Annotated in this window: 23 protein-coding genes; 12 read left to right on the plus strand and 11 right to left on the minus strand. The window is 65.3% G+C overall.

The window, feature by feature from the left end:
- Positions 1-43: 43 nt before the first annotated feature.
- Positions 44-2,479 carry a GAF domain-containing protein gene (locus CHB65_RS00145; RefSeq protein ID WP_089383026.1) on the plus strand — a complete coding sequence of 812 codons (2,436 nt, stop codon included), beginning with the start codon at positions 44-46 and terminating at the stop codon, positions 2,477-2,479.
- A gap of 170 nt (positions 2,480-2,649) precedes the next feature.
- Positions 2,650-3,213: a DoxX family protein gene (locus tag CHB65_RS00150; protein WP_089383027.1), complete on the plus strand. Its 564-nt coding sequence runs from the start codon at positions 2,650-2,652 to the stop codon at positions 3,211-3,213.
- Positions 3,214-3,353: 140 nt separating this feature from the next.
- Here CHB65_RS00150 and CHB65_RS00155 read toward each other — a convergent pair whose 3' ends face one another.
- Positions 3,354-4,640, minus strand: a complete 1,287-nt coding sequence (locus tag CHB65_RS00155; protein WP_245809875.1) for a sensor histidine kinase — start codon at positions 4,638-4,640, stop codon at positions 3,354-3,356.
- A gap of 136 nt (positions 4,641-4,776) precedes the next feature.
- Positions 4,777-5,280: a dihydrofolate reductase gene (locus CHB65_RS00160; RefSeq protein WP_089383028.1), complete on the minus strand. Its 504-nt coding sequence runs from the start codon at positions 5,278-5,280 to the stop codon at positions 4,777-4,779.
- A gap of 115 nt (positions 5,281-5,395) precedes the next feature.
- Here CHB65_RS00160 and CHB65_RS00165 point away from each other — a divergent pair, with 115 nt between their 5' ends.
- Complete coding sequence (locus tag CHB65_RS00165; protein ID WP_089383029.1) at positions 5,396-5,680, plus strand: hypothetical protein; 285 nt, start codon at positions 5,396-5,398, stop codon at positions 5,678-5,680.
- Between the two features lie 120 nt (positions 5,681-5,800).
- Here CHB65_RS00165 and CHB65_RS00170 read toward each other — a convergent pair whose 3' ends face one another.
- Complete coding sequence (locus CHB65_RS00170) at positions 5,801-8,056, minus strand: twin-arginine translocase subunit TatC (RefSeq protein WP_089383030.1); 2,256 nt, start codon at positions 8,054-8,056, stop codon at positions 5,801-5,803.
- A gap of 166 nt (positions 8,057-8,222) precedes the next feature.
- On the opposite strand from CHB65_RS00170, the gene tatC reads away from it, so the two are divergent.
- A complete protein-coding gene (tatC, locus tag CHB65_RS00175) occupies positions 8,223-9,407 on the plus strand; it encodes a twin-arginine translocase subunit TatC (protein ID WP_089383031.1) in 1,185 nt (394 codons plus the stop codon).
- A gap of 73 nt (positions 9,408-9,480) precedes the next feature.
- Here tatC and CHB65_RS00180 read toward each other — a convergent pair whose 3' ends face one another.
- Positions 9,481-9,948, minus strand: a complete 468-nt coding sequence (locus CHB65_RS00180) for a MaoC family dehydratase (RefSeq protein WP_089383032.1) — start codon at positions 9,946-9,948, stop codon at positions 9,481-9,483.
- A gap of 106 nt (positions 9,949-10,054) precedes the next feature.
- Between CHB65_RS00180 and CHB65_RS00185 the strand changes: the two genes are divergently transcribed.
- The 3 genes from CHB65_RS00185 to CHB65_RS00195 all read left to right on the plus strand — a co-directional run bounded on the left by CHB65_RS00185 (position 10,055) and on the right by CHB65_RS00195 (position 12,777).
- On the plus strand, positions 10,055-10,975 hold the full coding sequence (locus tag CHB65_RS00185; protein ID WP_089383033.1) for an HpcH/HpaI aldolase/citrate lyase family protein: 921 nt from the start codon (positions 10,055-10,057) through the stop codon (positions 10,973-10,975).
- 74 nt (positions 10,976-11,049) lie between these two features.
- The gene (locus CHB65_RS00190; protein ID WP_089383034.1) at positions 11,050-12,303 is read left to right on the plus strand and encodes a Glu/Leu/Phe/Val family dehydrogenase; all 1,254 of its coding nucleotides are present in this window, start codon (positions 11,050-11,052) and stop codon (positions 12,301-12,303) included.
- A gap of 57 nt (positions 12,304-12,360) precedes the next feature.
- A complete protein-coding gene (locus tag CHB65_RS00195) occupies positions 12,361-12,777 on the plus strand; it encodes a hypothetical protein (RefSeq protein ID WP_089383035.1) in 417 nt (138 codons plus the stop codon).
- A gap of 34 nt (positions 12,778-12,811) precedes the next feature.
- Here CHB65_RS00195 and CHB65_RS00200 read toward each other — a convergent pair whose 3' ends face one another.
- The 6 genes from CHB65_RS00200 to CHB65_RS00225 form a co-directional block, all read right to left on the minus strand.
- Complete coding sequence (locus CHB65_RS00200; RefSeq protein WP_089383036.1) at positions 12,812-13,198, minus strand: thioredoxin family protein; 387 nt, start codon at positions 13,196-13,198, stop codon at positions 12,812-12,814.
- Positions 13,199-13,282: 84 nt separating this feature from the next.
- The gene (locus CHB65_RS00205) at positions 13,283-13,465 is read right to left on the minus strand and encodes an RNA-protein complex protein Nop10 (RefSeq protein ID WP_089383037.1); all 183 of its coding nucleotides are present in this window, start codon (positions 13,463-13,465) and stop codon (positions 13,283-13,285) included.
- A gap of 32 nt (positions 13,466-13,497) precedes the next feature.
- Positions 13,498-14,298, minus strand: a complete 801-nt coding sequence (locus CHB65_RS00210) for a translation initiation factor IF-2 subunit alpha (RefSeq protein ID WP_089383038.1) — start codon at positions 14,296-14,298, stop codon at positions 13,498-13,500.
- 17 nt (positions 14,299-14,315) lie between these two features.
- The gene (locus CHB65_RS00215) at positions 14,316-14,489 is read right to left on the minus strand and encodes a 30S ribosomal protein S27e (protein WP_089383039.1); all 174 of its coding nucleotides are present in this window, start codon (positions 14,487-14,489) and stop codon (positions 14,316-14,318) included.
- Between the two features lie 2 nt (positions 14,490-14,491).
- Entirely contained in the window at positions 14,492-14,773 is a 282-nt protein-coding gene (locus CHB65_RS00220; protein ID WP_089383040.1) for a 50S ribosomal protein L44e, read from the minus strand.
- Between the two features lie 140 nt (positions 14,774-14,913).
- Positions 14,914-15,966, minus strand: coding sequence for a M42 family metallopeptidase (locus CHB65_RS00225; RefSeq protein WP_089383041.1), 1,053 nt, complete (start codon positions 15,964-15,966; stop codon positions 14,914-14,916).
- A gap of 176 nt (positions 15,967-16,142) precedes the next feature.
- Between CHB65_RS00225 and CHB65_RS00230 the strand changes: the two genes are divergently transcribed.
- From CHB65_RS00230 to CHB65_RS00250, 5 genes are all read left to right on the plus strand, one after another.
- Positions 16,143-16,400, plus strand: a complete 258-nt coding sequence (locus tag CHB65_RS00230; protein WP_089383042.1) for an MTH865 family protein — start codon at positions 16,143-16,145, stop codon at positions 16,398-16,400.
- A 116-nt stretch (positions 16,401-16,516) separates the two neighbouring features.
- Complete coding sequence (locus CHB65_RS00235; RefSeq protein ID WP_089383043.1) at positions 16,517-17,233, plus strand: J domain-containing protein; 717 nt, start codon at positions 16,517-16,519, stop codon at positions 17,231-17,233.
- Positions 17,230-18,123, plus strand: a complete 894-nt coding sequence (locus tag CHB65_RS00240) for a metallophosphoesterase (protein ID WP_089383044.1) — start codon at positions 17,230-17,232, stop codon at positions 18,121-18,123. Before CHB65_RS00235 ends, CHB65_RS00240 begins: the two co-directional genes overlap by 4 nt.
- A gap of 117 nt (positions 18,124-18,240) precedes the next feature.
- Complete coding sequence (locus tag CHB65_RS00245; protein ID WP_089383045.1) at positions 18,241-19,278, plus strand: NAD(P)-dependent alcohol dehydrogenase; 1,038 nt, start codon at positions 18,241-18,243, stop codon at positions 19,276-19,278.
- A gap of 98 nt (positions 19,279-19,376) precedes the next feature.
- Positions 19,377-20,549: a thiamine pyrophosphate-dependent dehydrogenase E1 component subunit alpha gene (locus CHB65_RS00250; protein WP_089383046.1), complete on the plus strand. Its 1,173-nt coding sequence runs from the start codon at positions 19,377-19,379 to the stop codon at positions 20,547-20,549.
- 35 nt (positions 20,550-20,584) lie between these two features.
- Here the strand turns inward: CHB65_RS00250 and CHB65_RS00255 are convergent, their stop codons facing one another.
- Positions 20,585-21,943, minus strand: coding sequence for an NAD(P)/FAD-dependent oxidoreductase (locus CHB65_RS00255; protein WP_089383047.1), 1,359 nt, complete (start codon positions 21,941-21,943; stop codon positions 20,585-20,587).
- Positions 21,944-22,028: the final 85 nt, after the last annotated feature.

Consider the following 22,028-nt stretch of genomic DNA (forward strand, 5'->3'; position numbering starts at 1 on the left):
GCGGTATCCAAATCGTTTTGACTGCGGGTTGTTCTGTATATGCATGGATCGCTCCCCGTGTATTCTCTATGTCTCCGGATCAGCGTCCAATGACGGGCTTTCGGATCACCTACGGGAGCGACTTGGAGGGACCACGACTGGGGGAGACACCGAAGCGGCGACGATACACACCGTTACCACGGGCTCGGACGCCGCCGAACGGCTCCAAAACGACGCGTTCGACGCGATCGTCATCGAACACGACCCGCCGACGATGGACGGACTCGCCGTGCAGCAGTCCATTCGGGACGAGCCAGGAGAACTCCCGACAGTACTCGTTCCGAAGCGGGGTTCCGAGAAGCTCGCTGTAACGGCCTTTCGGCAAGGGATCACGGATTATGTTCCACGGGAGAACGGCGATCGGCCGTTTGGAGACCGGCTCGCCGACCGGATCGGGGAGCTGGTCTCGAACGATCGGTCGACACCGTTCGAGCGACTCCCCGTCGGGGCCGCGATCTGGGACGACCAGTTGACGCTTCGTCGGACGAATTCGGAAGGGGAGACGCTGCTCGGACGGGATCGGCGCGCGCTTCGGGGCGAGTCGCTGTCGACGTTTTTGCTCGACACCGAGACCGGGGATAACCCGGAACAGCAGGTCGAGGGGGGTACACAGCAGGTCCTCCCGGACCGTGATGCGGTGTCCCGGGCCGACGGCGACCCGCTTGAGACGGTCGTCCCGACGCGAACGGCCGATGGACGCATACGCACCTACGAGTGGGTCCATCGGGGGCTGCTCGATGCGGAGGGGGATCTCGAGGCAGTGATCTCGACGTTCCGCGACGTGACGGCCCGAACCGAACGGGAGCGTCGCGTCAACGAGCTCCGAGATCGCCTCCGGAAGCTCTCATACACGACGACGGTCACGGAGACGGTTGATGTCGCGGTCGATGCCGCCGCGGACGTCATGGAGGCGTCGTTGAGTGGGATCCACCTGGTGGATGCGGACGGGGAGCGCCTCTCGCTTGCGAGCGGTGTGGAGGAACTCACGGAGGTGTTCGAGACGACGCCGTCGTACGAGCGCGACAGCGCGCCGGGGACACGGGCGAGATTCGTCTGGGACGTCTTCGAGAGCGGGTCTCCGGCCCGGATGGACGACGTGGAGCACGATGAACGGATTCGAGAGGAGACGCCGGCACGAAGCGTACTCATTCATCCCCTCGGCGAGCACGGCGTGTTCGTGATCTCCGCGCGGGAACCGAACGCGTTCGACGACACCGACGAGGCGCTCGCGGGGATCCTCTCACGAACGTTGACGACGGCGATGAATCGCGTGAAACGCGAGGAACAACGCCGGACACGTGAACGCCGATTGAGCCGGTTACACGAGGCGACCCGCGACCTCATTGAGTCGGAGACGGAACGCGAGGTCGCCGCACAGACTGTGACGGCCGCCGAAGAGGTTCTCGGATTTCCGATCACGGTGGTGCGACTGTTTGATCCCGATGTGGGTGGATTGATCCCCGTCGCCGAGAGCGACGCCGTGGAGGACGTGCTTCCGAAACGCGGGACGTTTAAACCGGACGACGGCAGCCTCAATTGGCGGGCATACGAGCGCGGTGAGGTGACGATACACGACGACATCGAGGAGACGTCAGCACTCGATACCGGAACGGGTCTTCGAAGCTTGTTGGTGCTTCCGCTTGGCTCGTACGGGACCATGTCGATCGGCGAGCTTGAGCCACGCGCCTTCGAGGAATCCGATATCTCGCTGGCACGGATCCTCGCGACGACCGTGGAGACCGTTCTCGAAGCCCACGAACGGAGAGCGGAACTCCTTCGTCAGCGCGACGAACTCGAAGCACAGAACGACCGGCTCGAACGCTTCGCGGACGTGTTGAGCCACGACCTCCGCAATCCACTCAACGTCGCACGCGGGCGCTTACAACTCGCACGAGAGGGCTGCACGTGTGGGTTAGCCGATCAGTTCGAAGCGATCGACGACGCCCACGACCGAATGGAAACGCTGATCGAGCGGCTGTTGACGGTGGCGCGAGAGGGGGAAACGATCCTCGATACCGATCCGATCGAGCTCCGTGAGTTCGTTGCACGATGCTGGCGGACGGTCGACGCCGCCGATGCCGAGTTGGAGGTACAGACCGATCGGACCATCCACGCCGATCGCGTTCGACTCGGCCGGCTCTTCGAGAACTGCTTTCGAAATGCGATCGAACACGGGGTGCGTGAGGACGGAACCGTGAGGATCACCGTCGGTGATCTCCCGAACGACAACGGCTTCTACATCGAGGATGACGGTCCCGGAATTCCGGCGGACCGACGCGAGGAGGCGTTCGAGTTCGGCTACACGACGACCGGTGGTGGCACGGGGTTCGGGCTCGCGATCGTCGGCCAGATCGTCGCCGCACACGGCTGGGAGGTAACGCTCGTCGAGGGCACCGAGGGGGGCGCACGGTTCGAGTTCCGAACGGACCCGGGGTCGTGAGCATCCACGCGGTATCGCAGGTTTCGGGTGGCTCTCGAACGGCTATTCGTCCGAAGTTTATAAATGACTCAATTATTTAGTCAGACGGCCGGCGGATTTCAGCCGCATTGGAACGCGATGGGGTTTATACGTGCCTGCAGGCCGTTCGTTCAACCAGAGGGAGAAGACCCATGTCAACGCAAGCGCGCAACGAGTTCGGCGGGGAGTTCGGTGGCATAGAGCTGTTCGGCAAGGCGCACTCGCTGTCGGCGCTGTTCATCGTGGCGCTGCGGGCCGTCATCGGCGGGATGATGCTGTTCGCGGGGCTCGGCAAGTACGCCTTCATAAGCGGGGAGGCGTTCGACGCCAGTGGCTACCTCGCGAACGTGGATCCGGCGAGTCCGGTGAGCGGGATCTACGCGTCGATGGCGGCGACCCCGTGGTTCGTCGAGATGGCGAACGTACTCGTGCCGTTGACGCAGGTGCTGATCGGCCTCGCGCTCATCGCGGGCGTGTTCGTCCGGCTCGCCGCCTTCGGCGGGGCCCTCCAGATGTTCATGTTCTACCTGGGCAACTGGGAGGGACAGTGGCTCGCCGCGTTCGACTCGACGCTCATCTACGCGGTCGTCTTCCTGACGGTCGCGGCCTTCGGCGCTGGGCGCATCCTCGGGCTGGATGCCTACATCGAGCAGATCGAGATCGGCGGACGGCCGCTCGTCGAGCGGTTCCCCGTCGCCCGCTACCTCCTCGGGTGATTCCGGGCGACGCTCGCCGTTCCACGCCCGCGCGTGAAAAATAACCCGCACTGGCCGGTCAGAGTGCATTCGCACTGGCCGGTCAGAGTGCATTCGCACTGGCCGGTCAAAGTGCATTTTCCGACGGCCGCTCGGCCGAGTTACTCGATGACGATCACGTCGCTGACCTCGAAGCGGGCACCGCCGTCCCTCGCGTCGGTGACGGTGATCCGCCAGCCGTGTGCTTCGACGATGCCCTTCACGATCGAGAGGCCGAGACCGGCACCGGCCGTGCCGGTGGAAAAGCCGCTCTCGAAGATACGATCCCGGTCGTCCTCGGGGATGCCGGGACCGTCGTCCTCGATATAAAACCCATTGTCGGCTCTCAGGGCTCCGATCCGAATGGTCACGTCCGACCCGCCGTGTTCGACGGCGTTCCGAAAGCAGTTCTCGACGAGACGGGCGAGCCGGGAGGGATCCGCACGGAACCGAACGTCGTCACCGACCGTCACCGTCGCCGAACCCGTTTCGACGGCACGCCAACAGTCATCGACGACGCTCGACAGTTGGACGGTTCGAAGGTCCTTCTCCTCGACGGTATCGCCCTCGCGAGCCATCGTAAGAACGTCCTCGATAAGCCCCTCCATTCGATCGATCGCCCGGGCTGCCGCCTCGAGGTTCCCGGAGTCGGTCCGCTCGCGTTCCAAAGCGATCCGACCCTGTGCGACGTTAAGCGGGTTCCGGAGGTCGTGTGAGACGACGCTCGCGAAGTCATCGAGTCGGGCGACCTGCGCTGCGGTGCGTTCCCTGAGCAGTTCGGCTTCCAGCATCCTCGCGATCAGCTCCGCGAACATCGTCTCCGCGTCGGTGAACGCCTCCTCACGCGGATCGAATGAGACGAAACAGAGCGTTCCGTAGGGACGGTCATCGACGTACAGCGGCGTTCCGTGATAGCAACTGATCCCGTGATCCTGATAGACCGGATCGTCGCGAAGCCCCTGGGAGACAGCGTCGTGGATCGCGAGCGACGCCGTGCCGTCGATAACCCGGCGACAGTACGTTCCCGCGAGCGAAGAGGTCACTCCCGCTGGGAATTGGCCATCGTCCGGATCGGTGCTTGCGATCGACCGCCAGTAATCGCCGTCCGGGTCGATCCGTGCCAGATAGCCGTTCTCGACCCCAAGGTACGCCCGACCGATCGCCATGGCCCGTTCGGCTTTGGTCTCGAAGGAGTCGTCTCCACGCATCACGGCGTACAGCCGCTCCCGGGCCTCCGCGGCGTTCGGCCGCTCGTCACCCTCACGGGGGTCGCCTCGTTCCTCGATGTCGAGAAGATGAGCGCCATCCCCCTGCTCGTCGGCCCCGGAACCACCATCGGTCCCACCGACGGTAGTGGTATCAGCGGGGTCAGATCGATCGGCGGCACCGTTGGGTTGGTCATCGCACATTACTGTAAGGTAATGAACTCGCCGCACAAGCCTATCTCTGCCGATTCGTGCCACACCGGCAGCCCAGCCGATCCGTGCCCCGTGAACGGTCGAGAAACACGGGCGCCCCGAGGGAACGAAGTCGGTACGGAGCCGATCAGCGGCCTATTCGCCGCCACTCACGCAGGGTGAACCGGTCATGGACCGTTTCGGTATCGATCGTCCACTCGGCGTCGTCGAAGCGAGGATAGAACGTGTCGCCCTCGTACTCGCCGTGGACGTGGCTCAACACCATCCGATCGACGTGCGGCTGAAAGAGTTCGTAGATCGCCGCCCCGCCGAGAACGTATGCGACGTCTTCGCGTCCCTCCGCCCCGGCGGCGACGAACTCACGGGCCCGACCGATCGCCGTCTCGACGTCCGGAACGACGACCGCGTTCGGGTCGTCGACCGCACCGAGACTGCGACTGAGGACGATCCGTTTCTCGCCGGGTGGATCCGCACGCATCGACTCGAAGGTTCGCCGGCCGAGTATCACCGGGGCATCCGCGACGCGAGCACGGTACTGTCGTTTATCGGCCGGAATGGAGGGCCACGGGAGTTCACCATCCAGACCGATGGCGTGGTTCTCCGCGAGCGCCGCGACGCTGACGAGTTGCACAGCGTATCCACGTGACCAAGGAATATAAGCGCGGACCAAAAGCCGCTCTCGATCCGGAGCAGGGACAAAATCGAGAGGGGGCGGATTTATGTCGGACCGCGTCGGACATGACAGTATGGAAGAATCACGGCTCGGAACGATTCAAGAGACGGTACGGGGACGAACGACGAGAGCCCTCGGACGGGCGCGGTACGCCGCCATCGGCGGGGCGATCGGTGGCGGGGTCGGCGGCCTCATCAGCCGCAACGCCGCGAGCACCGGAGCCGGCATCGGCGCGCTGATCGGGGCCATCGTCGGCGAGACACGGACCGACGTGGATTCGCTGTTCGACGAGTTGGCCGAGACGGTCGGCGCGGCCAGATCCGGTGAGACGGACGAGCAGGACGAGGACGCCGTCTGATCGGCCCATCGCTGTCTGATCGGCCGATCGACGTCGACGACCGCACACAACGGAGCATCGGTGTACACCCGTTACTGTACGTCTTTTATACGAACAGCGATGGTGATCAAAAGGCGTCGTCTATCGTCCGATGAAATCGACGGGTGGCGAGAGGTTTCGCTTCCCGCCGAAGGTGAGGACAAAGAGGATCCCGAGGCCGACGCCATACGCCGCCATGATGGGAACCGTCATCAGGAACATGGTGACCACGTCCGCGGGCGTAAAGATCGCCGAGAACAGCAGGATTCCGACGGTCACCTCACGCCATCGCCCGCGGAAGGCCTGATACGGCATCCCGGCGTTGTTTAAAAGCACCATCAACACCGGGATGTCGGCGAGGAAGCCGATCCCGATGGTGGTGAAGATGACGAGCCAGAGGAAATCGCTCACCTGATAGGTGATGATCATGTCCGCGTTCGCGGCGTCCGTGACGAGCCAGCCGATGATCGCGGGGGCGATATAGCCGTAGCCGAGCGCGAAGCCGCCGACCAATCCCGCAAAGAGGGCTCCGGTCCAGAGGTAGACTTGTCGGATACGTCCGGCAACGAAGCCGCGTTCGCGGAGCGCGGGCCACGCATAATATAAAAGCACCGGGAAGACCGCGATCAGCCCCAGTAGCACGGAGAATTTCACCATGAAGATAAGCGCCTCCACCGGATGAAGCGTGATGAGGCTGATCCCGCCGTCGACCTCCGCCGGGACACGAGCCTCGAGGTCGGACCGAACCGCAGCGAGCCCGCCGAGATACAGCCACGTGAACGCGAGCGCCATCACGCCGCCGAAGACCACGAGGATCCGGAACGAGCGGGAGCGAAGCGAATCGAAGATGAACCGCAGGTCCTTGTAGTAGCCGCCGATGTCGTCCTCGGCGTCATCGTCATCCGTCAGCTCCGAGAGGAACGAGGAGGACGCGCGGGACGCCCGATCGCCCATGTCGCCGCCGAGGAGCCCGGAATCACCGTCGGAGGCGGCCGCTCCCGAGCCGGCCGCTTCGTCGGCCGCGACCGTCTCATCGTTGCTGCCGGCCGCCGGCACCCCGTCGTCGCCGTCCTCGCTTGCGCCGTCCTCGGCGATCGCATCGTAGCGGTCGAGGATCGCCTGCGCCTTCTCGGGGTCGTCCTCCTCCAGTGCCGCCCCCGCGAGCGCGACGGACTCGTCCTCGGTTAGCTCCGCGAACGCCGCTTCCGGCGCCGAGCGGATCCCCGCGGCGTCGAGTTCGCCGAGATCGATCGCGGTCGGATCGCCGTACTGGGAGCCGGCACTTGTCGTATCGAGGTCGGTGTAGACCGCCCATAGAGTCGCCAACAGGCCGAACGCGGCGGCCCACGCGACCCCGTAGAGCCCGACCGCGACGAGCGGGTCGAGCCCCAATCCCTCCCCGGCGGGAACGATCCGCCAGTCGCTGCCGGCCCACGCGAGGAGGTCGTTCGCGCCCGTCCGCCCACCGTACTCGTAGAACCCGTAGACGAGCGCGCCACCGAGCGCGGCGAGGCCGGCGACGATGTTCCAGTGGTTCCGAACCGCGGCCGCGACGTCGATCCGATCGGAGCTCCGTTTCGCCGTCACGACGACCTTCGCGAGGTAGAGGCTGAACCCGTAGAGGGCGATGAGCGGGAACGCCCACATCAGCTGGGTGAACGGGTCCGGCGGCGAAAAGAGCGCGCCGAAGACGAAGATGCCGACGACCGCGTATCGCCACTTGTCCCGGAACGTCTCGTACTGGACGATCTCGGCGTACGACAGGCCGGTGACGAGCAGCGGCATCTGCCCGGCCAGCCCGAACGACAGCGAGAGGAAGACGATGAACTCCGTCCACATCACGATCGAGTAGGTGGGTTGGAGTCCCGCCTCGAGGCCGAACCCGGCCAAAAACGAGAACATGATGGGGAAGAACGCATAGACACCGTAAGCGACCCCGACGCCGAAGAGGCCGGTCGCGAGCAGGCCAATGAGCGCGAGTTTCCACCGCGGAACCGGGGACTGCGGCCACATCCCGCGGCCGCGAAGCTCGTCGCGTGCGAAGTAGATGAGCGGCGGAATCGCCACGATGGCACCGATGATGAGCCCGATCTTCGCCTGAAGGAGGATCACCTCGAAGGGGGTCTGTGCGATGACCTCCGTCTGCTCGGCGATCTCCGGGGTCATGTTGGCCTCGGTGACCCCCTTTAGGAAGTCCCAGACGTAGATCCGGAGCGCCCAGAACGTCCCCAAAAAGCCCAGGAGGAAGACGATAAAGACCTTCTGGAGGTCCTTTTGGATCGACCGCAGAAACGCCTTCGCGGTCTCTCGACCGTCGGCGATGGTCCGTTGGGTATCCTCGTCGAGGGCGCTCGCCATGCCCGATCCGAGGTCCGTCGGTGTTATCAACCTTTTCGACCGCGGCCGACCCGTCCGACGGGCCATCCGCCGCGATGAACTGCGAACGGGGAGCCATGGGTGACGGTCGAATTCTTCGAACGCATCCAAAAAGGCCTATAATGGCCGGGTGGCGAGTGAAAGACGAATGGACGACTCCGACCGGTCGCGTGATGAGCCGTCGGAACCCGAAACGCCGGATGCCGGAGGTGTGGAGGTCAGCGACGGCGCCGACGCGGAGGCCACCGAAGACGACGTAGCCGACGACGGTGCGGAACGCGAGTCGGCGACCGATGCGGACGACGGGGGCGGCGAGCGACCGATCTCGGGAGACGCCGAAGAGGCGGACGGCGAAGCTGTCGGAGTGGACGAGGACGACGAAGACGACAACGTAGACGACGAGGGCGACGAAGAAGCCGGAGACGGAGGCGACGAAGAAGAAACCGAAGACGACCAAGAAGCCGAAGACGACCAAGAAGCCGGAGACGACGACGAAGAAACCGAAGACGACCAAGAAGCCGAAGACGACCAAGAAGCCGGAGACGACGACGAAGAAACCGAAGACGACCAAGAAGCCGACGACGACGAGGACGACGTGTTCACCGGCATCGAGGGTCCCGAGGAGGACGAGGAGATGCCGCTCGCTCAGCACATCGAGGAGATGATGCGACGGCTCGGGATCGTCTTCCTCTTCGGCGGGCTTGCGACGCTCGTGGCGGTGACGGAATCGACCGCGTTGATCAACTACTTTTGGAACTATCACATTCCGGCGCCCACGGAAAATCGCCCGCGGCTGTACGGCCCGCTGGAACTGCCGCTCACCCGGTTAAAAGTGGCCGGGATCGCCGGCGTCGTCGTCGGGCTCCCGGCGTTCGTCTACCAGACATACCTGTTCATGAAACCAGGGCTCTACGAGAACGAGCGACGCTACTACCTCGCGGCCGTCCCAACGAGTCTCGTCCTCGGGAGCGTCGGCGTCGCGTTCGCCCACTTCCTCGTGTTGCCCGCGATCTTCTCGTATTTCACCACCTACACCGAGGACGCGGCGGTGGTCGCCTTCGGGCTCGCGGAGACGTTCAACCTCATCGTCGTCATGCTCGCGTTCATGGCCATCGTCTTTCAGATCCCGCTTTTCATCATGCTCGCCATCATGATGAACCTCGTGACCCGGCAGTGGCTGGAGGACAAACGGCTCATCTTCTGGGGGGCGTTCCTCGGCATCGCGTTCATCTTCAGCCCCGACCCGACCGGGATGGCCCCGATCATCGTCACGCTCACGATGATCGTTTTATATGAAGGGACCCTCGCCGTCCTCCGATGGACGGGGAACTGAGCTGCCGCGGCCCGTCTCGTCCAATACCGCCGGTCGGCTCCCAACGCGACCGACCGGCCCCCGACGCGACTATTTAACCCCCGTCGCCGTCCCGCTTCAGCGAGAGCGCCGTCCGGTCGAACGAGCAGACGAGTTCGTCCTCGCCGTCGACGATTTTGAAGGCCTCGACGCGCATCGTGACGACGCCGCGCTCGCCGTCGCTCGTCTCCCGTTTCTCCGTCACCGTCGACTGCGCGCGGATCGTATCGCCGTGAAAGACCGGGTTCGGATGTTCGACATCGTCATACGAGAGGTTGGCGACGATCGTTCCGTCGGTCGTTTCCGGGATCGACAGCCCCACCGCGAGCGCCATCGTATATAAGCCGTTGACGAGTCGCTCGCCGAACTGTGTCCGGCCCGCGAAATCCGCATCGAGGTGTAACGGCTGCTGGTTCATGCTCAGATCACAGAAGCGCTGGTTGTCGGACTCGCTTATCGTCCGCCGCCGTTCGTGTTCGATCGTCTCACCGACCGTGAACTCCTCGTAGTAGAGACCAGTCACGTCTGCGTCTCCCGCAGCGATTTAAAAAGTCTGTCGCCGACCACGATCACCGACGACGCGGGCGGGTCGCCGTCGCTTTTATATTCCGTCCGGCGAGCGAGTCGATATGACGCGACGAAGCCTCCTCTTTACCCCCGGCGACAGACCGAAACTCCTGTGGAAGGCGGCCGACGCGGGCGCGGACGTGGTCTGTTTCGACCTCGAGGACGCGGTCGCACCGGGACGGAAGGCCGAGGCCCGCGAGACGGTCCGTGAGGTCCTCGCCGATCCAGGCTTCACGACGGACGCCGAAGTCTGCGTTCGGCTCACGGCGGAGCCGGCGGACGACCTCGACGCGCTCGTCGGGGGATCACCCGGGGCGGGCGAGGACGCAGGATCATCCGGGGCGGGCGAGGACGCAGGATCATCCGGGGCGGGCGAAGACGGGGGGATCCGACTGGACGCCGTGATGCTCCCGAAAGTCGAGACGGCGAAGCGGATCGAAACGGTCGCAGCGATGTGTGCTGAGCGTGGGCTGGACGTCGTCGTCCTCGCGTTGATCGAGACGGCCGCGGGCGTCCTGTCGGCCCCCGACATCGCTGACGCGGGGCCAACCGACGCGCTCCTGTTCGGCGCCGAGGACCTCGCCGCCGACCTCGGGGCGACCCGAACCGCCGAGGGGACCGAGGTACTGTACGCCCGCGAGCGCGTCGTCGTCGCCGCCAGCGCCGCCGGGATCGACGCCATCGACACCGTCTACACCGACTTCGAGGACACCGATGGGCTCCGTGAGGAGACCGCCTTCGCGGCGACGCTCGGGTACGACGGGAAGCTGGCGATCCACCCGGCGCAGGTCCCGGTTATCAACGACGCATACACGCCGACGGCGGAACGGGTCGCGTGGGCCGAGGCGGTGATCGAGGCGCGTGACGATGCAGCCGACGATGACCGGGCCGTCTTCGAGGTCGACGGCGAGATGATCGACGCCCCGTTGATCGCCCAAGCCGAACGGATACTCGATCGGGCGCAGGCCGCCGGGATTCGGTGATCGGGTGCGGGTTCACCAAGGCGTCAGGCGGCCTCATCGACACAATTAACCCGACAGGTCGGGCTGGTTTCGGTATGTCGGAACCGCAGAATCCGTTCGAGAGCCTCCGGGAGCAGGTCGCCGACGCCGCGACGTATCTCGACGTCGATCCGGGCGTCGTTCGGCGGCTCTCCACGCCCGAGCGGATCCTCGAGACCAACCTGACCATCGAACGCGACGATGGCTCGTTGGAGACCGTTCGTGCGTACCGCTCACAGTTCAACGGCGACCGCGGCCCATATAAGGGCGGTATCAGGTATCACCCGAAGGTCACTCGTGAGGAGGTGAAGGCGCTGTCCGGCTGGATGGTATATAAATGCGCCGTGGTCGACATTCCGTACGGCGGTGGGAAAGGCGGAATCGCGATCGACCCGGCCGACTACTCGGAAGCCGAACTGGAGCGGCTCACGCGCGCCTACGCGAAGGAACTCCGCCCTCTCATCGGTGAGGACACTGACATCCCCGCGCCGGACGTAAACACCGGCCAGCGCGAGATGAACTGGATCAAAGACACGTACGAGGCGCTGGAGAACACGACCGCACCCGGCGTGATCACCGGAAAGGCGCTCGATTCCGGCGGCAGCGCGGGACGCGTCGAGGCCACCGGCCGGTCGGTCATGCTCACCGCCCGCGAGGTGTTCGACTGGCTCGGCGAGGACGTCTCGGACGCGACCGTCGCCGTGCAGGGCTACGGCAACGCCGGTTCCGTCGCCGCCACGCTGCTCGATGAACTCGGCGCGACGATCGTCGCCGTCTCCGACTCATCAGGCGGCGTGTACGATCAGGCCGGGATCGATCCACAGGCGGTGAAACGGCACAAGGCCGAAACCGGCTCGGTGACTGGATTTGGGGACAACGAATCGCTGACGAACGAGGAGGTCCTGCTGCTCGACGTCGACCTCCTCATCCCGGCCGCGTTGGAGAACGCCATCGACCGTGAACTCGCAGGCGACGTTCGTGCGGACGTGATCGTCGAGGCGGCCAACGGCCCGCTTACGCCCGGTGCCGACGACGTCCTCGCCGACCGTGACGTGACGGTGGTGCCGGACATCATCGCGAACGCCGGCGGCGTGACGGTCTCGTACTTCGAGTGGGTGCAGAACCGCCAGCGGTTCAATTGGACCGAAGCGCGCGTAAACGACGAGCTCGAACGGGCCATTACGGAGGCGTTCTCGGGACTCGTCGACTGCTATGAGGAACACGACGTCCCGAACCTCCGGATCGCGGCGTACGTCGTCGCCCTGCAGCGGGTGATCCGTGCGTACGAACAGGGCGGGACGTGGCCGTAGACGGGGTGAAAGCCGCGGACCGATACGCCTATTTTGCTCGTCGTGTATCGTGTTAACATGAATGAGCGTCTGCTCGGCTGGTTCGGGGAAGCCGACGAGCGGACGCTCGATGCCGTCAGGGACGCTGAAACCATGCGGAACGCGGTCGACCGCGACGAACTCGCTCGGAAGATTCCATCGGGCTGGACCGTCCGATCCGACATCGTGCTGTATGGAAACGACACGCTCACCGACGTCCTCGTGTTCAGACACGATCGGACGCGTCAGGAGCTGATCGTCCTTCCGGAATCGAACACCGACCCCAATGGGCCGGTGCGATTTTACCACCACGACCGGAACGCGGGCTACCGACGCGAGCTCCCCGTCAGGAAGCGCTCGCTCTCGTCCGGGCTGTCGTACGCGCTCGACCGGATCGAACGGTTCGAGCGGGTTTTCGACGGTCGAAGCGCAGCGCTTCCGGGTAACGGAATATAAATACGACTTAAAAGAGACGAACCGACGTCGCCGCTCAGGCGACCGTCTCGATCTCGGCTAACCGATCGGCGAGGAAGGTCGCGATCGGGACGTCTTCACTCTCGACGAACCGTACGATCTCTTCGCCGTCGGGGGATTCGACGACCACGGTCGGGATGAACTCGATGTCGTATTCCTCGACACCGGGGCCCTCCTTTCGTCCGTCGACTTTGCTCACCGCATAGCGTTCGATCCGGTCGGCAGGGACGCCGGCGGCTGCAAGCGCGGCGCCGAACGCCGGGAGCTGTTCTTGACAGTCGATACACCAATCGCCGCCCCAGACGTGAAAGACGTACGCCTCGGCATCGAGCGCGGCGAGCACGTCGTCATCGAAAGCGTCCGTATCGAGGTTCGGGTCCGGATCAAGCGTTTCGAGGGTCATACCGACGGTAGGACGCCGGTGCTGTTAAAAGGCGCGTCGGGGGCAACGGTCGCATATGGCGGTGGCGTCCGGACGATACGAGCGTTACTCCCGACGACGACGCCGCACTCGACGTCGATACTCGCCGTATCGGTCCGTGGGATCGAAGGGGGCGGGGGCGCTGTTTTCGGTCGCTGAACCGCATTCGGGACACTCCGCACGAAGCGTGTAGACGGGTCGGTCGTGGGCTGCGTTTGGGTCGGCACAGACGCGAATGTGTGAGCGCATGGGTCAAACGAGGAGTACGGGGAAAAGCGGGGTTACTCGTCGTCCTCGCGACGCTCACGGTGGAACTCGCCGGTCCCGCCCGCGGCCTCGATCGCCTTGCGGGCGCGGTCGGCGGCGGCTTCGAGTTCGGCCTCGGCGGTCTTGTAATCGGGCGCACGGACCTTGATCCGGTACTCGGGCGAGCCGACGTAGCCGACCTCCAACTCGACCTCCTCGGGGACTTCCCCGTTGCCCTCGGCGGCCGACAGCGCGGCCTTGATGTCGTCGACGCCGTCCGACGCTGCGGACGTGAGGTCGACGTAGCCGGTCACGTCGACGTAGGGGACGGAGACGTTCTCGCGGGCGGCGGCGACGATGGCCTCGACGGCCTCCTCGTCGATGTCGACGTCGGCGAGCGCCTCCTCGCCGTGGATCGCCGCCGTCTCGAATGCGTCGTACAGCGAGTCGTACTCGACGAGCATGGCGTTCGCGACGCTCGTGTAGCGCTCGTCCTCGACGTCCTCGCCGAGCGCGATGAGCATCCAGTTGTCGGCCTTCCGCTCGTTCTTCCACGCCTGAATGGTCTCTTTTCGCTGGTGTTCGTTGACGTCCTTGATCGAGAGGTCGATCTGTTCGGAGGACTCCTGTACCTCCAGAACCTTCGCGACGACCGTCTGTCCCTCACGGACGTGGTCGCGCACGTTCTTGATCCAGCCGGACGCGACCTCGCTGATGTGACAGAGACCGCGCTTGTTCTCGTACTGGTCGAGGTCGACGAAGACGCCGAAGTCGGCGATCTCATCGACCTCGCCAACGACCAGTTCGCCGGGTTCGGGCCATCCGCTGTACTGCATGACAGGGGGTGAGGCGGTTACCGTGCCTCGACGGTTTCGACGATCTCGCCGTGCAGCTCGGCCTCCCCGCCGGTCGGGGTCGCGAGCGTCGTGCCACAGACCGCACACGACACGACCGATGAGGCCTTGCCGAAGACGACCTGTTCGTTCTCACAGTCGCCACACGCGAGACGATAGAAGTTTCCGGCCATGATCACTCCTGGAAGGTGAGTCGGCCGGCGCGCCAGCCTTCGCGCATGTGGGCCTTCCCGCAGTCCGAGCAGCGGTACTTCAGGTGCGTCTTCTTCGTGGGTTTGTCCCCACCGGGCACCTTCGAGTACCCGCCCGCGTTGCCGATCGTCGCGAGCGCACGGCGTCGCTGTCGGGCGTCGCGCTTCAGGCCGGTCGCGCGGCCGGATCGGACCTTCTCGACCTCGTGTTCGTGGTGACCGTCACAGTTCGGACAGTAGGTGTTAAACCGACGTGGCATTTCCATGGATATCTACCTTGGCCGGGATTTGACGCCGACGCTTAAAACGGGTTTGGTCTGGCGCGGGTCGGTGAACCGGTCACACCGGAGCGCGAGGGTGTAGAAACCACCCGACGACGGTCGACGGTGGAACGGTGACAAGCAGCCTAGAGTGTGTAGTCGTGCTCGCCGGTTTCGCTTTCCAAAAAGGCCGTCAAGAGGTCGATAGTCCCGGCGATGTCGTCGGCGTTCGCCGTTTCAGTGACCGTGTGGAGGTACCGCGTCGGGATCGAGATCGCCCCGACCGGCTTCGCGCCGTTCGACCGCTGGAAACCGGCGGTGTCGGTGCCGCCAGCGGGAAGCACCTCGTGTTGATGCTCGATTCCTTCAGTCTCCGCGACGCTGGTGAGTCGGCTGTGGACCTTCGGACTCGTGATCACGGAGGAGTCCTTCAGCTTGATCGCCGTCCCCGCGCCGAGCTCGGTCACGGCGTCGGCCTCCTTGCCGATCTGTGGCACATCGTTCGCGACGGTGACGTCCAGAGCGATCGCGAGGTCGGGATCGATGTCGACGCCGAGCGCATGCGCGCCGCGAAGCCCCACTTCCTCCTGGACCGTCGCGGCGAAGTGGATCGTCACGTCCGGCTCCTCGATCCGGCGTGCCGCCTCGATCATCGCGAAGACGCAGACGCGGTCGTCGAGCGCCTTCCCGGTAATACAGTCGCCAAGGATAGTTGTCGTCTGATCGAGCGTGACGAGATCGCCGACGCTCACGAGTTCGGATACCTCCTCGCCCCCGCGCCCGAGGTCGATGAACAGGTCGGAGACCTCGTCGTTCCGCTCCCGCTGCTCGTCGGTGAGCGTGTGTGGGGGGACCGAGCCGATGACGCCCGTCAGATCCTCTTCGCCGTGAACCGTGACGCGCTGGGCCCGGAGCACCCGGGCATCGAATCCACCGAGTGGGTCGACCTGAACGAAGCCATCCTCGGTGACGTGGCGAACCATGAACCCGATCTCGTCCATGTGGGCGGCGACGGCGACCGAGTAATCCGCGTCGCCTTCGATGGTGGCGACGACGTTGCCCATCGCGTCGGTCTCGACGTGATCGGTCGTCTCCGAGAGTTCACGGCGAACGAGCCCGCGTACACGGTCCTCATAGCCGGAGACCCCGCGGGCCTCGGTCAGTTCACGGAGCAGATCGTAATCGAACGCAAACGACATTACCGGGGGCTTCGTTCGCGACCGTGAAGTAGCGACCGATCGGCCCTGCACCGACCGATCGGTGCTTCAACGCCTCGTTTCCCGCGAGGGGGTTCGAGGCGGATGAAACAAAGAACTCGATCGTTATTTATTGCCGTTTCGCAACGCTTTTGCGGGCGCTCGCTGCACGTGAGGGCATGACCGATGTCGAAGCCGAACTCCGCGAGCAGTTCATCGATGCCTTCGAGGGTGCCGACTATCCCGTGAACAACCAGATGGACCTCGTTCCCGCGCTCCCGAACGGTCCGGCCACGAAGTTCGAAGCCGGCGACGTGAGCCTGACTGCGATGGAGATGGCCGCCAAACTCGGCAGCGAACAGGAGTTCCCCTACGACACCGTCGAGGAGCTGGTCGATGACATCATCGCGGGGCTCAAAGCAAAGGATATCATCTAACACCCCGACCATCACGGTCCCACGACGCGACCCTCCTCTGATCCGATCCAAACGACAGCGACGACCACGGGCCGACACGTCGGGACTTTCATGTACGTTCACCCCCTACGACGCGTGTGCTTGGCGAACTACTCGGTATCGTCCCCCCGTGGTTGCTGGTCGGGACGGTGATCGGGCTCGGTGCCTCCGTGGTGGTGGCCCTGCTTTTCGTGGTCGGCAACTGGATCTCACCGACACCGGCGGTCGGCGGGGCACACCGAGCGGATCGGTCCGGGACCCACGTCCCCGGGGATGTCAGACGCATCCGCGAGATACGGGCCTACCTGACCGCGATCGACGAGCGGTTTCACGAGGACCACGAGGTCTCCGGGGTGCAGGTTCCGTTTTATCTCCCGGAACGGGGCGTCGCGATCACGTTCAATGCGCGGGAGTACTTCCGGTTGGAGCGTGATGGCGTGTTCGCGATCCTGTGTGAACACGAGATGCCCGGGCGCGGCCTCGGTCGACGGCTGCCGTTCGAGGTCAACGAGCCGGAGTGGCACGAACGGGAGACGACTGGTCGACGGACGAGTCGGTGGACGGACGACCGCCTCGGCGGCAACGCACAGTCGCGGCGGGCGATCGAGGATGCGTTCGATGTGCTCGGGTTGTCCTCGAACGCGACCGCCGCCGACGTCAGGAGGGCGTACCGCGAGCGCGTCAAGCGTGTCCACCCGGATCAAGGTGGGAACGAGGAGGAATTTAGGGAGCTTCAGGACGCCTACGCCACCGCGCGAAACTACGCTGAGGGCGGTACCCGCGCCGCGGAACCGACGGCGGGCTTCGGGCGGTGACCGGGGACGATTCCGGCAGGACTCCCTCGCTCCCGGATGGAATCCGATTCCATGACCGCGCGGTCTTCATCGAGCACGCCGAAACGCTCGTCATCGCCGACACACACGTCGGACGGGATGCCGGTTCGGGCGTGACGCTGCCGCTCGGTGAACGGAGCGACCTCCGCGAGCGACTCGGGCGACACCTCTCGCGGTTCCAGCCGACACGGGTGGTCATCGCGGGCGACGTGGTGCATCCGTTCGACGGCGGCTCCGAGGGGATCCAAGAGACGGTGGAGGCACTGATAAACGACTGTCGGGAAGCCGGCGCTCGTCCGATCCTCGTCGCCGGCAACCACGACGTCGCGCTCGCCTCCGTGTGGGATGGCCCTATCCACGACGAGTACGTGATCGGGGCGGCTGACGACGGTGAGAAGGGGCGTGACGGGGACAACGAGGAGCGTGACGGGAACGGTGAAGGGCGTGACGGGGACAACGAGGAGCGTGACGGGAACGGTGAAGGGCGTGACGGGTACGACGAGAAGCGACATGGCGGCAACGACGTGAGAAGCCGTGAAGACACCGTGACCGTGATCTGCCATGGTCACGAGAAACCCTCGAGGGAGGGCGATCTATATCTGTGTGGGCATCTCCATCCCGCCATCGAGATCGAAGGTCACCGTCGGCCGTGTTTCCTTTATCAATCGGGGAGTAAACCGAAGGGATCCGTCCTCGTCGTACCCGCGTTCAACCGCCTCGCGCCGGGGATCCGGCTCGATGGACGAGCCGATCCGGGCGTTTCCCTCCCGCTTTTAAATAACCTTGATCGGACGCGACCGATCGTATTCGATCCGGGACGGAGTGAACCGCTCGTCTTCCCGCCGCTCGGTAAACTCCGAACGTTTCTGTGAGGAGCCGCCATCGCGGCGGCCGAACCGAGCGACACTCGACCGCCACCCACGATTGTTAACATTACTCAATTTCTTCACAGCGACATCTATTGTCATCGATGATCATGTCGCTCACGCATGCAAGCAGCGAGACTTCACGAGTACACACACGAGATGAGCGAGGCGTTGCGCATCGAGGAGATCGACCGACCGAGCGCGACGGGAAATGAGGTCGTCGTCGAGGTAGAGGGCGCCGGCTGGTGTCAGACCGACAACCACGTGATCGAGGGGATGTGGGAACAGTACGTCCCACAGGAGCTCCCGATGACGCTCGGCCACGAGAACGCCGGAACGGTCGTCGAGACGGGAGATGCCGTCTCCGTCGTCGAGGAGGGCGAGCGGGTCATCTGCCATCCCGTCATGACCTGTGGGACCTGTCGACCATGTCGGCTCGGCGAGGACATGTACTGCGAGAACGTCGCGTTCCCCGGACTGACCCACGACGGGGGCTTCGCGGAGTATCTCCTCACGAACGAGCGGGCGGTGATCCCGCTCCCGGGCGAGGTTGACCCCGCGACTATCGCACCACATGCGGACGCCGGGATCACGGCCTATCACGCCGCGAAGAAGGCCTCGAAGGAGCTCAATCCGGGCGATGTCGCCGTCGTCATCGGCGTCGGCGGGCTCGGCCACATCGGCGTCCAGTGTCTCGACGCGCTCACAGCGGCGGACATCGTCGCGCTCGACCTCAAGGAGTCCGCCCGCGACCTCGCGAGCGACCTCGGCGCACGGTACACGTTGAACCCGGCGGAGGCGGACGTCGAATCGGAGATCGACGCGATCTCGAACGGGGCCGGTGCCCAGCAGATCATCGACTTCGTCGGGCGGGATGAGACCACGGCGCTCGGACCGAAGATCGCCTCGCCCGGCGGCGACCATCACGTCGTCGGCTACGGCGGTCACGTCCACGAACCCGCACAGGCGTTCGTCAACGGCGAGTTCGCCTACCGCGGGACGCTGGTCGGCAAGTACACCGAGTTACAGGAGTTGGTCGCGCTCGTCGACCGAGGGGACGTCGACCTTCACACCAGCCAGTACGGCCTCGACGACGTGAACTCGGTGGCGGAGAAGCTGGAGCACGGCGAGATCGACGGCCGCGCCGTGATCGTCCCGTAAGGGAGTCGAAACCTGCTCCGGCTCCAATCCCGGCCCCGTCCTCTCGGCGGATGGCCGACTCCGGCACCTCCTTGTGAATGGACCACACAAGGAAACATATGAGCGAAGACGAGGGTTCCGCGGCGATCACGGACCCGCTCACGGACGCCGACGTACGACGGGTCTTGGGGCCGAACGGCGAGATCCGTGCGGACGCGACCGTTCCCGATCTGGATGACGAGACGCTCGTCGGGATCTACCGGGACATGGTGATCACCCGGCGATTCGACGAGCGCGCAGTCAGCCTTCAGCGACAGGGCCGGATCGGGACCTACGCGCCGTGTGCGGGCCAGGAGGGGTCGGCGGTCGGGACGACCTACGCGCTCGCCGACCGCGACCTCATCAGCTACCAGTACCGGGAGCACGGCGCGGTCGTCGTCCGCGACCTTCTCGCGGAGTACCTCCCGTACTGGATGGGCCACGAGGCCGGCACCGAAGCGATCGCGGACGGGAACATCTTTCCGCTCAACATCGGCATCGCCGCCCACCTCCCCCACGCGGTCGGTGCCGCGTGGGCGTTCGACTACCGCGATGAGGATCGGGTGGTCGCCTGTCACTTCGGCGACGGCGCGACGAGCGAGGGCGACTTCCACGAGGCGTTGAACTTCGCCGGCGTCTTCGACACCCCGGTGGTCTTCTGCTGTCACAACAACGGCTGGGCCATCTCGATCCCGGAGTCACGCCAGACCGCGAGCGAGACGTTCGCGGGAAAAGCGACCGCCTATGGGTTCGAGGGGATCCGCGTCGACGGGATGGACCCGCTCGCGAGCTACGCTGCGATGACGGAGGCGGTCGAGCGCGCCCGGAAAACGAGCGAGCGGAGCGGGGACGGCGGAACGGGTGAGGCGGACGGCCCCGACGAACCGCCACGCCCCACGTTGATCGAATTCGTCGAGTATCGATTCGGCGCGCACACGACCGCCGACGACCCGACCGCCTACCGCGACGCCGATGAGGTCGAACGGTGGCGCGCGATCGATCCGATCGATCGGATGGAGGCGTTCCTCCGCCGAACCGGCCGGATCGACGACGGGGAGATCGAGGCAATCCGTGAGACCGCGGACGACATCGTCGCCGACGCCATCGATGCGGCCGAGGACGTCCGTGCCGACCCGGCGACCCTGTTCGATCACGCATACGAGGACCTCCCGCCGGAGCTACGTCGCCAGCGCGACGACCTGCTCGCGGCGATCGATGAACACGGACACGAGGCGTTCCTGCGGGAGGAGTGAAAAGCGAGCAGCCAACGCCCGCGACGGCGACTTATTTATAAATACTCGCCGGCCGCGTCGGCCGCCCGCCGACCGCTTTTCAGCGCGCCCTGGATGGCGGACCACTCGGTGTACTCGCCCGCGAGGACGACCGGGCCGTCCGGGGCGTCGGGGTCGGGCAGCGTGTCGTGGATCCCCGGTGGTTGTGCGAACTGTGCAAACGGGATACGGTCGGTGTCGACGACCTCAAGCCCTTCGAAGCCGCGCTCGGGATACCACCCCGAGAGGGCCGCGCGTGTGTCCTCACGCAGGTCCTCGTCATCCCGGTCAAGCGCCGCCTCCCCGAGGAACGTCGCCGCCAGCAGTGCTCGGTCGGCGGGCGCGTACTCCGGGGCGACCTCCGACATCGGCACGACGATGTTCGGGGACTCCTCGGCGGCGTTTAACAGGATTCGCTTACCCGTCTCGAACGCCGTCCCCTCCGGAAGCGTATACCACTGGGTGACGGTTCCGACCCCGGCCTCGGGCACCCGGTCGACCCCGGTCAGGCGACGTGCCTCGGGTGGGGTCGCCGCGACGACGACCGCGTCGCTGTCGGCGGTCGAACCGTCCGCGAGCGCGATCCGGACGCCGTCGGCCGGGCCGCCGGATCCGAGGCGGAAGCGACCGCGGATCCCCCCGCCCGCCCGGCCGCTCATCGGCCCGTCGCCGTCCCCCGCGTCGCCGATGTCTATCGCCTCCACGTCCTCGCCCGTTCGGATCTCGACGCCAGCGTCGCGAGCGCGCGCCTCAAGTTGTGCCGCGATGGCGGCCATCCCCTCGCGAGGGACCGCGATCGACCCGCGGCCCATCGCGCGGAAGGTGTACTCGAAGACGTGTTTCGAGGTCGAAAGCGATCGGTCGAGGGTGATCCCCCCGTAGAACGGCTCGACGAAATGTTCGATGTAGGAGTCGGCAAAGCCCCAGTCGCGGAGGTACTCGCGTATCGAGGTGTCGCGTCCGGTGAAAAAGTCGTCCTCCTCCCGTTTCGAGAGGTCGTATCGGAGCGCGAGGGTGCGCAGTTTGTCCGAGAACGACACCTCGTGGTTGAGCGCCGACTCGACGGCCCGACGCGGATCGCGGAGCGGGTCGGAGAGGACCGCCCGCGAGCCGGGTCGACAGATCGTCGCCCCCGGCGAGAAGCGTCGGAGGTCGAGTCCGTCGATGTCCAACTCGTCGGCGACCGCGGGGTAGCTCGTAAACAGCACCTGAAAGCCGCGATCGAGGGTGAACCCGTCGACCTCCCGGCTTCGAACCCGCCCACCGACGGTCGGTCGACGCTCGAAGAGGGTCACGCTCGCGCCCGCCTCCGCGAGGTGTGTCGCTGCCACGAGTCCCGCGAGGCCGCCGCCGACGACGTTGACGTCTCCGTTCATACGTCCACCTTCGGCCGGGGAGCTTATAAGCGACGGCGGAACAGCTTCCGTGCGCTCAGCGAACCCGGGAAGCGAAGCGATTAGT

The organism is Halorubrum vacuolatum (genome assembly GCF_900188065.1).
GTDB classification, from domain to species: domain Archaea; phylum Halobacteriota; class Halobacteria; order Halobacteriales; family Haloferacaceae; genus Halorubrum; species Halorubrum vacuolatum.

Coding starts and splice junctions, on each gene's coding strand:
- CHB65_RS00145 (WP_089383026.1), top strand. CDS start 44: ATGGATCGCTCCCCGTGTATTCTCTATGTCTCCGGATCAGCGTCCAAT.
- CHB65_RS00150 (WP_089383027.1), top strand. CDS start 2,650: ATGTCAACGCAAGCGCGCAACGAGTTCGGCGGGGAGTTCGGTGGCATA.
- CHB65_RS00155 (WP_245809875.1), bottom strand. CDS start 4,640: ATGTGCGATGACCAACCCAACGGTGCCGCCGATCGATCTGACCCCGCT.
- CHB65_RS00165 (WP_089383029.1), top strand. CDS start 5,396: ATGGAAGAATCACGGCTCGGAACGATTCAAGAGACGGTACGGGGACGA.
- CHB65_RS00170 (WP_089383030.1), bottom strand. CDS start 8,056: ATGGCGAGCGCCCTCGACGAGGATACCCAACGGACCATCGCCGACGGT.
- tatC (WP_089383031.1), top strand. CDS start 8,223: ATGGACGACTCCGACCGGTCGCGTGATGAGCCGTCGGAACCCGAAACG.
- CHB65_RS00185 (WP_089383033.1), top strand. CDS start 10,055: ATGACGCGACGAAGCCTCCTCTTTACCCCCGGCGACAGACCGAAACTC.
- CHB65_RS00190 (WP_089383034.1), top strand. CDS start 11,050: ATGTCGGAACCGCAGAATCCGTTCGAGAGCCTCCGGGAGCAGGTCGCC.
- CHB65_RS00195 (WP_089383035.1), top strand. CDS start 12,361: ATGAATGAGCGTCTGCTCGGCTGGTTCGGGGAAGCCGACGAGCGGACG.
- CHB65_RS00200 (WP_089383036.1), bottom strand. CDS start 13,198: ATGACCCTCGAAACGCTTGATCCGGACCCGAACCTCGATACGGACGCT.
- CHB65_RS00205 (WP_089383037.1), bottom strand. CDS start 13,465: ATGCGCTCACACATTCGCGTCTGTGCCGACCCAAACGCAGCCCACGAC.
- CHB65_RS00210 (WP_089383038.1), bottom strand. CDS start 14,298: ATGCAGTACAGCGGATGGCCCGAACCCGGCGAACTGGTCGTTGGCGAG.
- CHB65_RS00215 (WP_089383039.1), bottom strand. CDS start 14,489: ATGGCCGGAAACTTCTATCGTCTCGCGTGTGGCGACTGTGAGAACGAA.
- CHB65_RS00220 (WP_089383040.1), bottom strand. CDS start 14,773: ATGGAAATGCCACGTCGGTTTAACACCTACTGTCCGAACTGTGACGGT.
- CHB65_RS00225 (WP_089383041.1), bottom strand. CDS start 15,966: ATGTCGTTTGCGTTCGATTACGATCTGCTCCGTGAACTGACCGAGGCC.
- CHB65_RS00230 (WP_089383042.1), top strand. CDS start 16,143: ATGACCGATGTCGAAGCCGAACTCCGCGAGCAGTTCATCGATGCCTTC.
- CHB65_RS00245 (WP_089383045.1), top strand. CDS start 18,241: ATGCAAGCAGCGAGACTTCACGAGTACACACACGAGATGAGCGAGGCG.
- CHB65_RS00250 (WP_089383046.1), top strand. CDS start 19,377: ATGAGCGAAGACGAGGGTTCCGCGGCGATCACGGACCCGCTCACGGAC.
- CHB65_RS00255 (WP_089383047.1), bottom strand. CDS start 21,943: ATGAACGGAGACGTCAACGTCGTCGGCGGCGGCCTCGCGGGACTCGTG.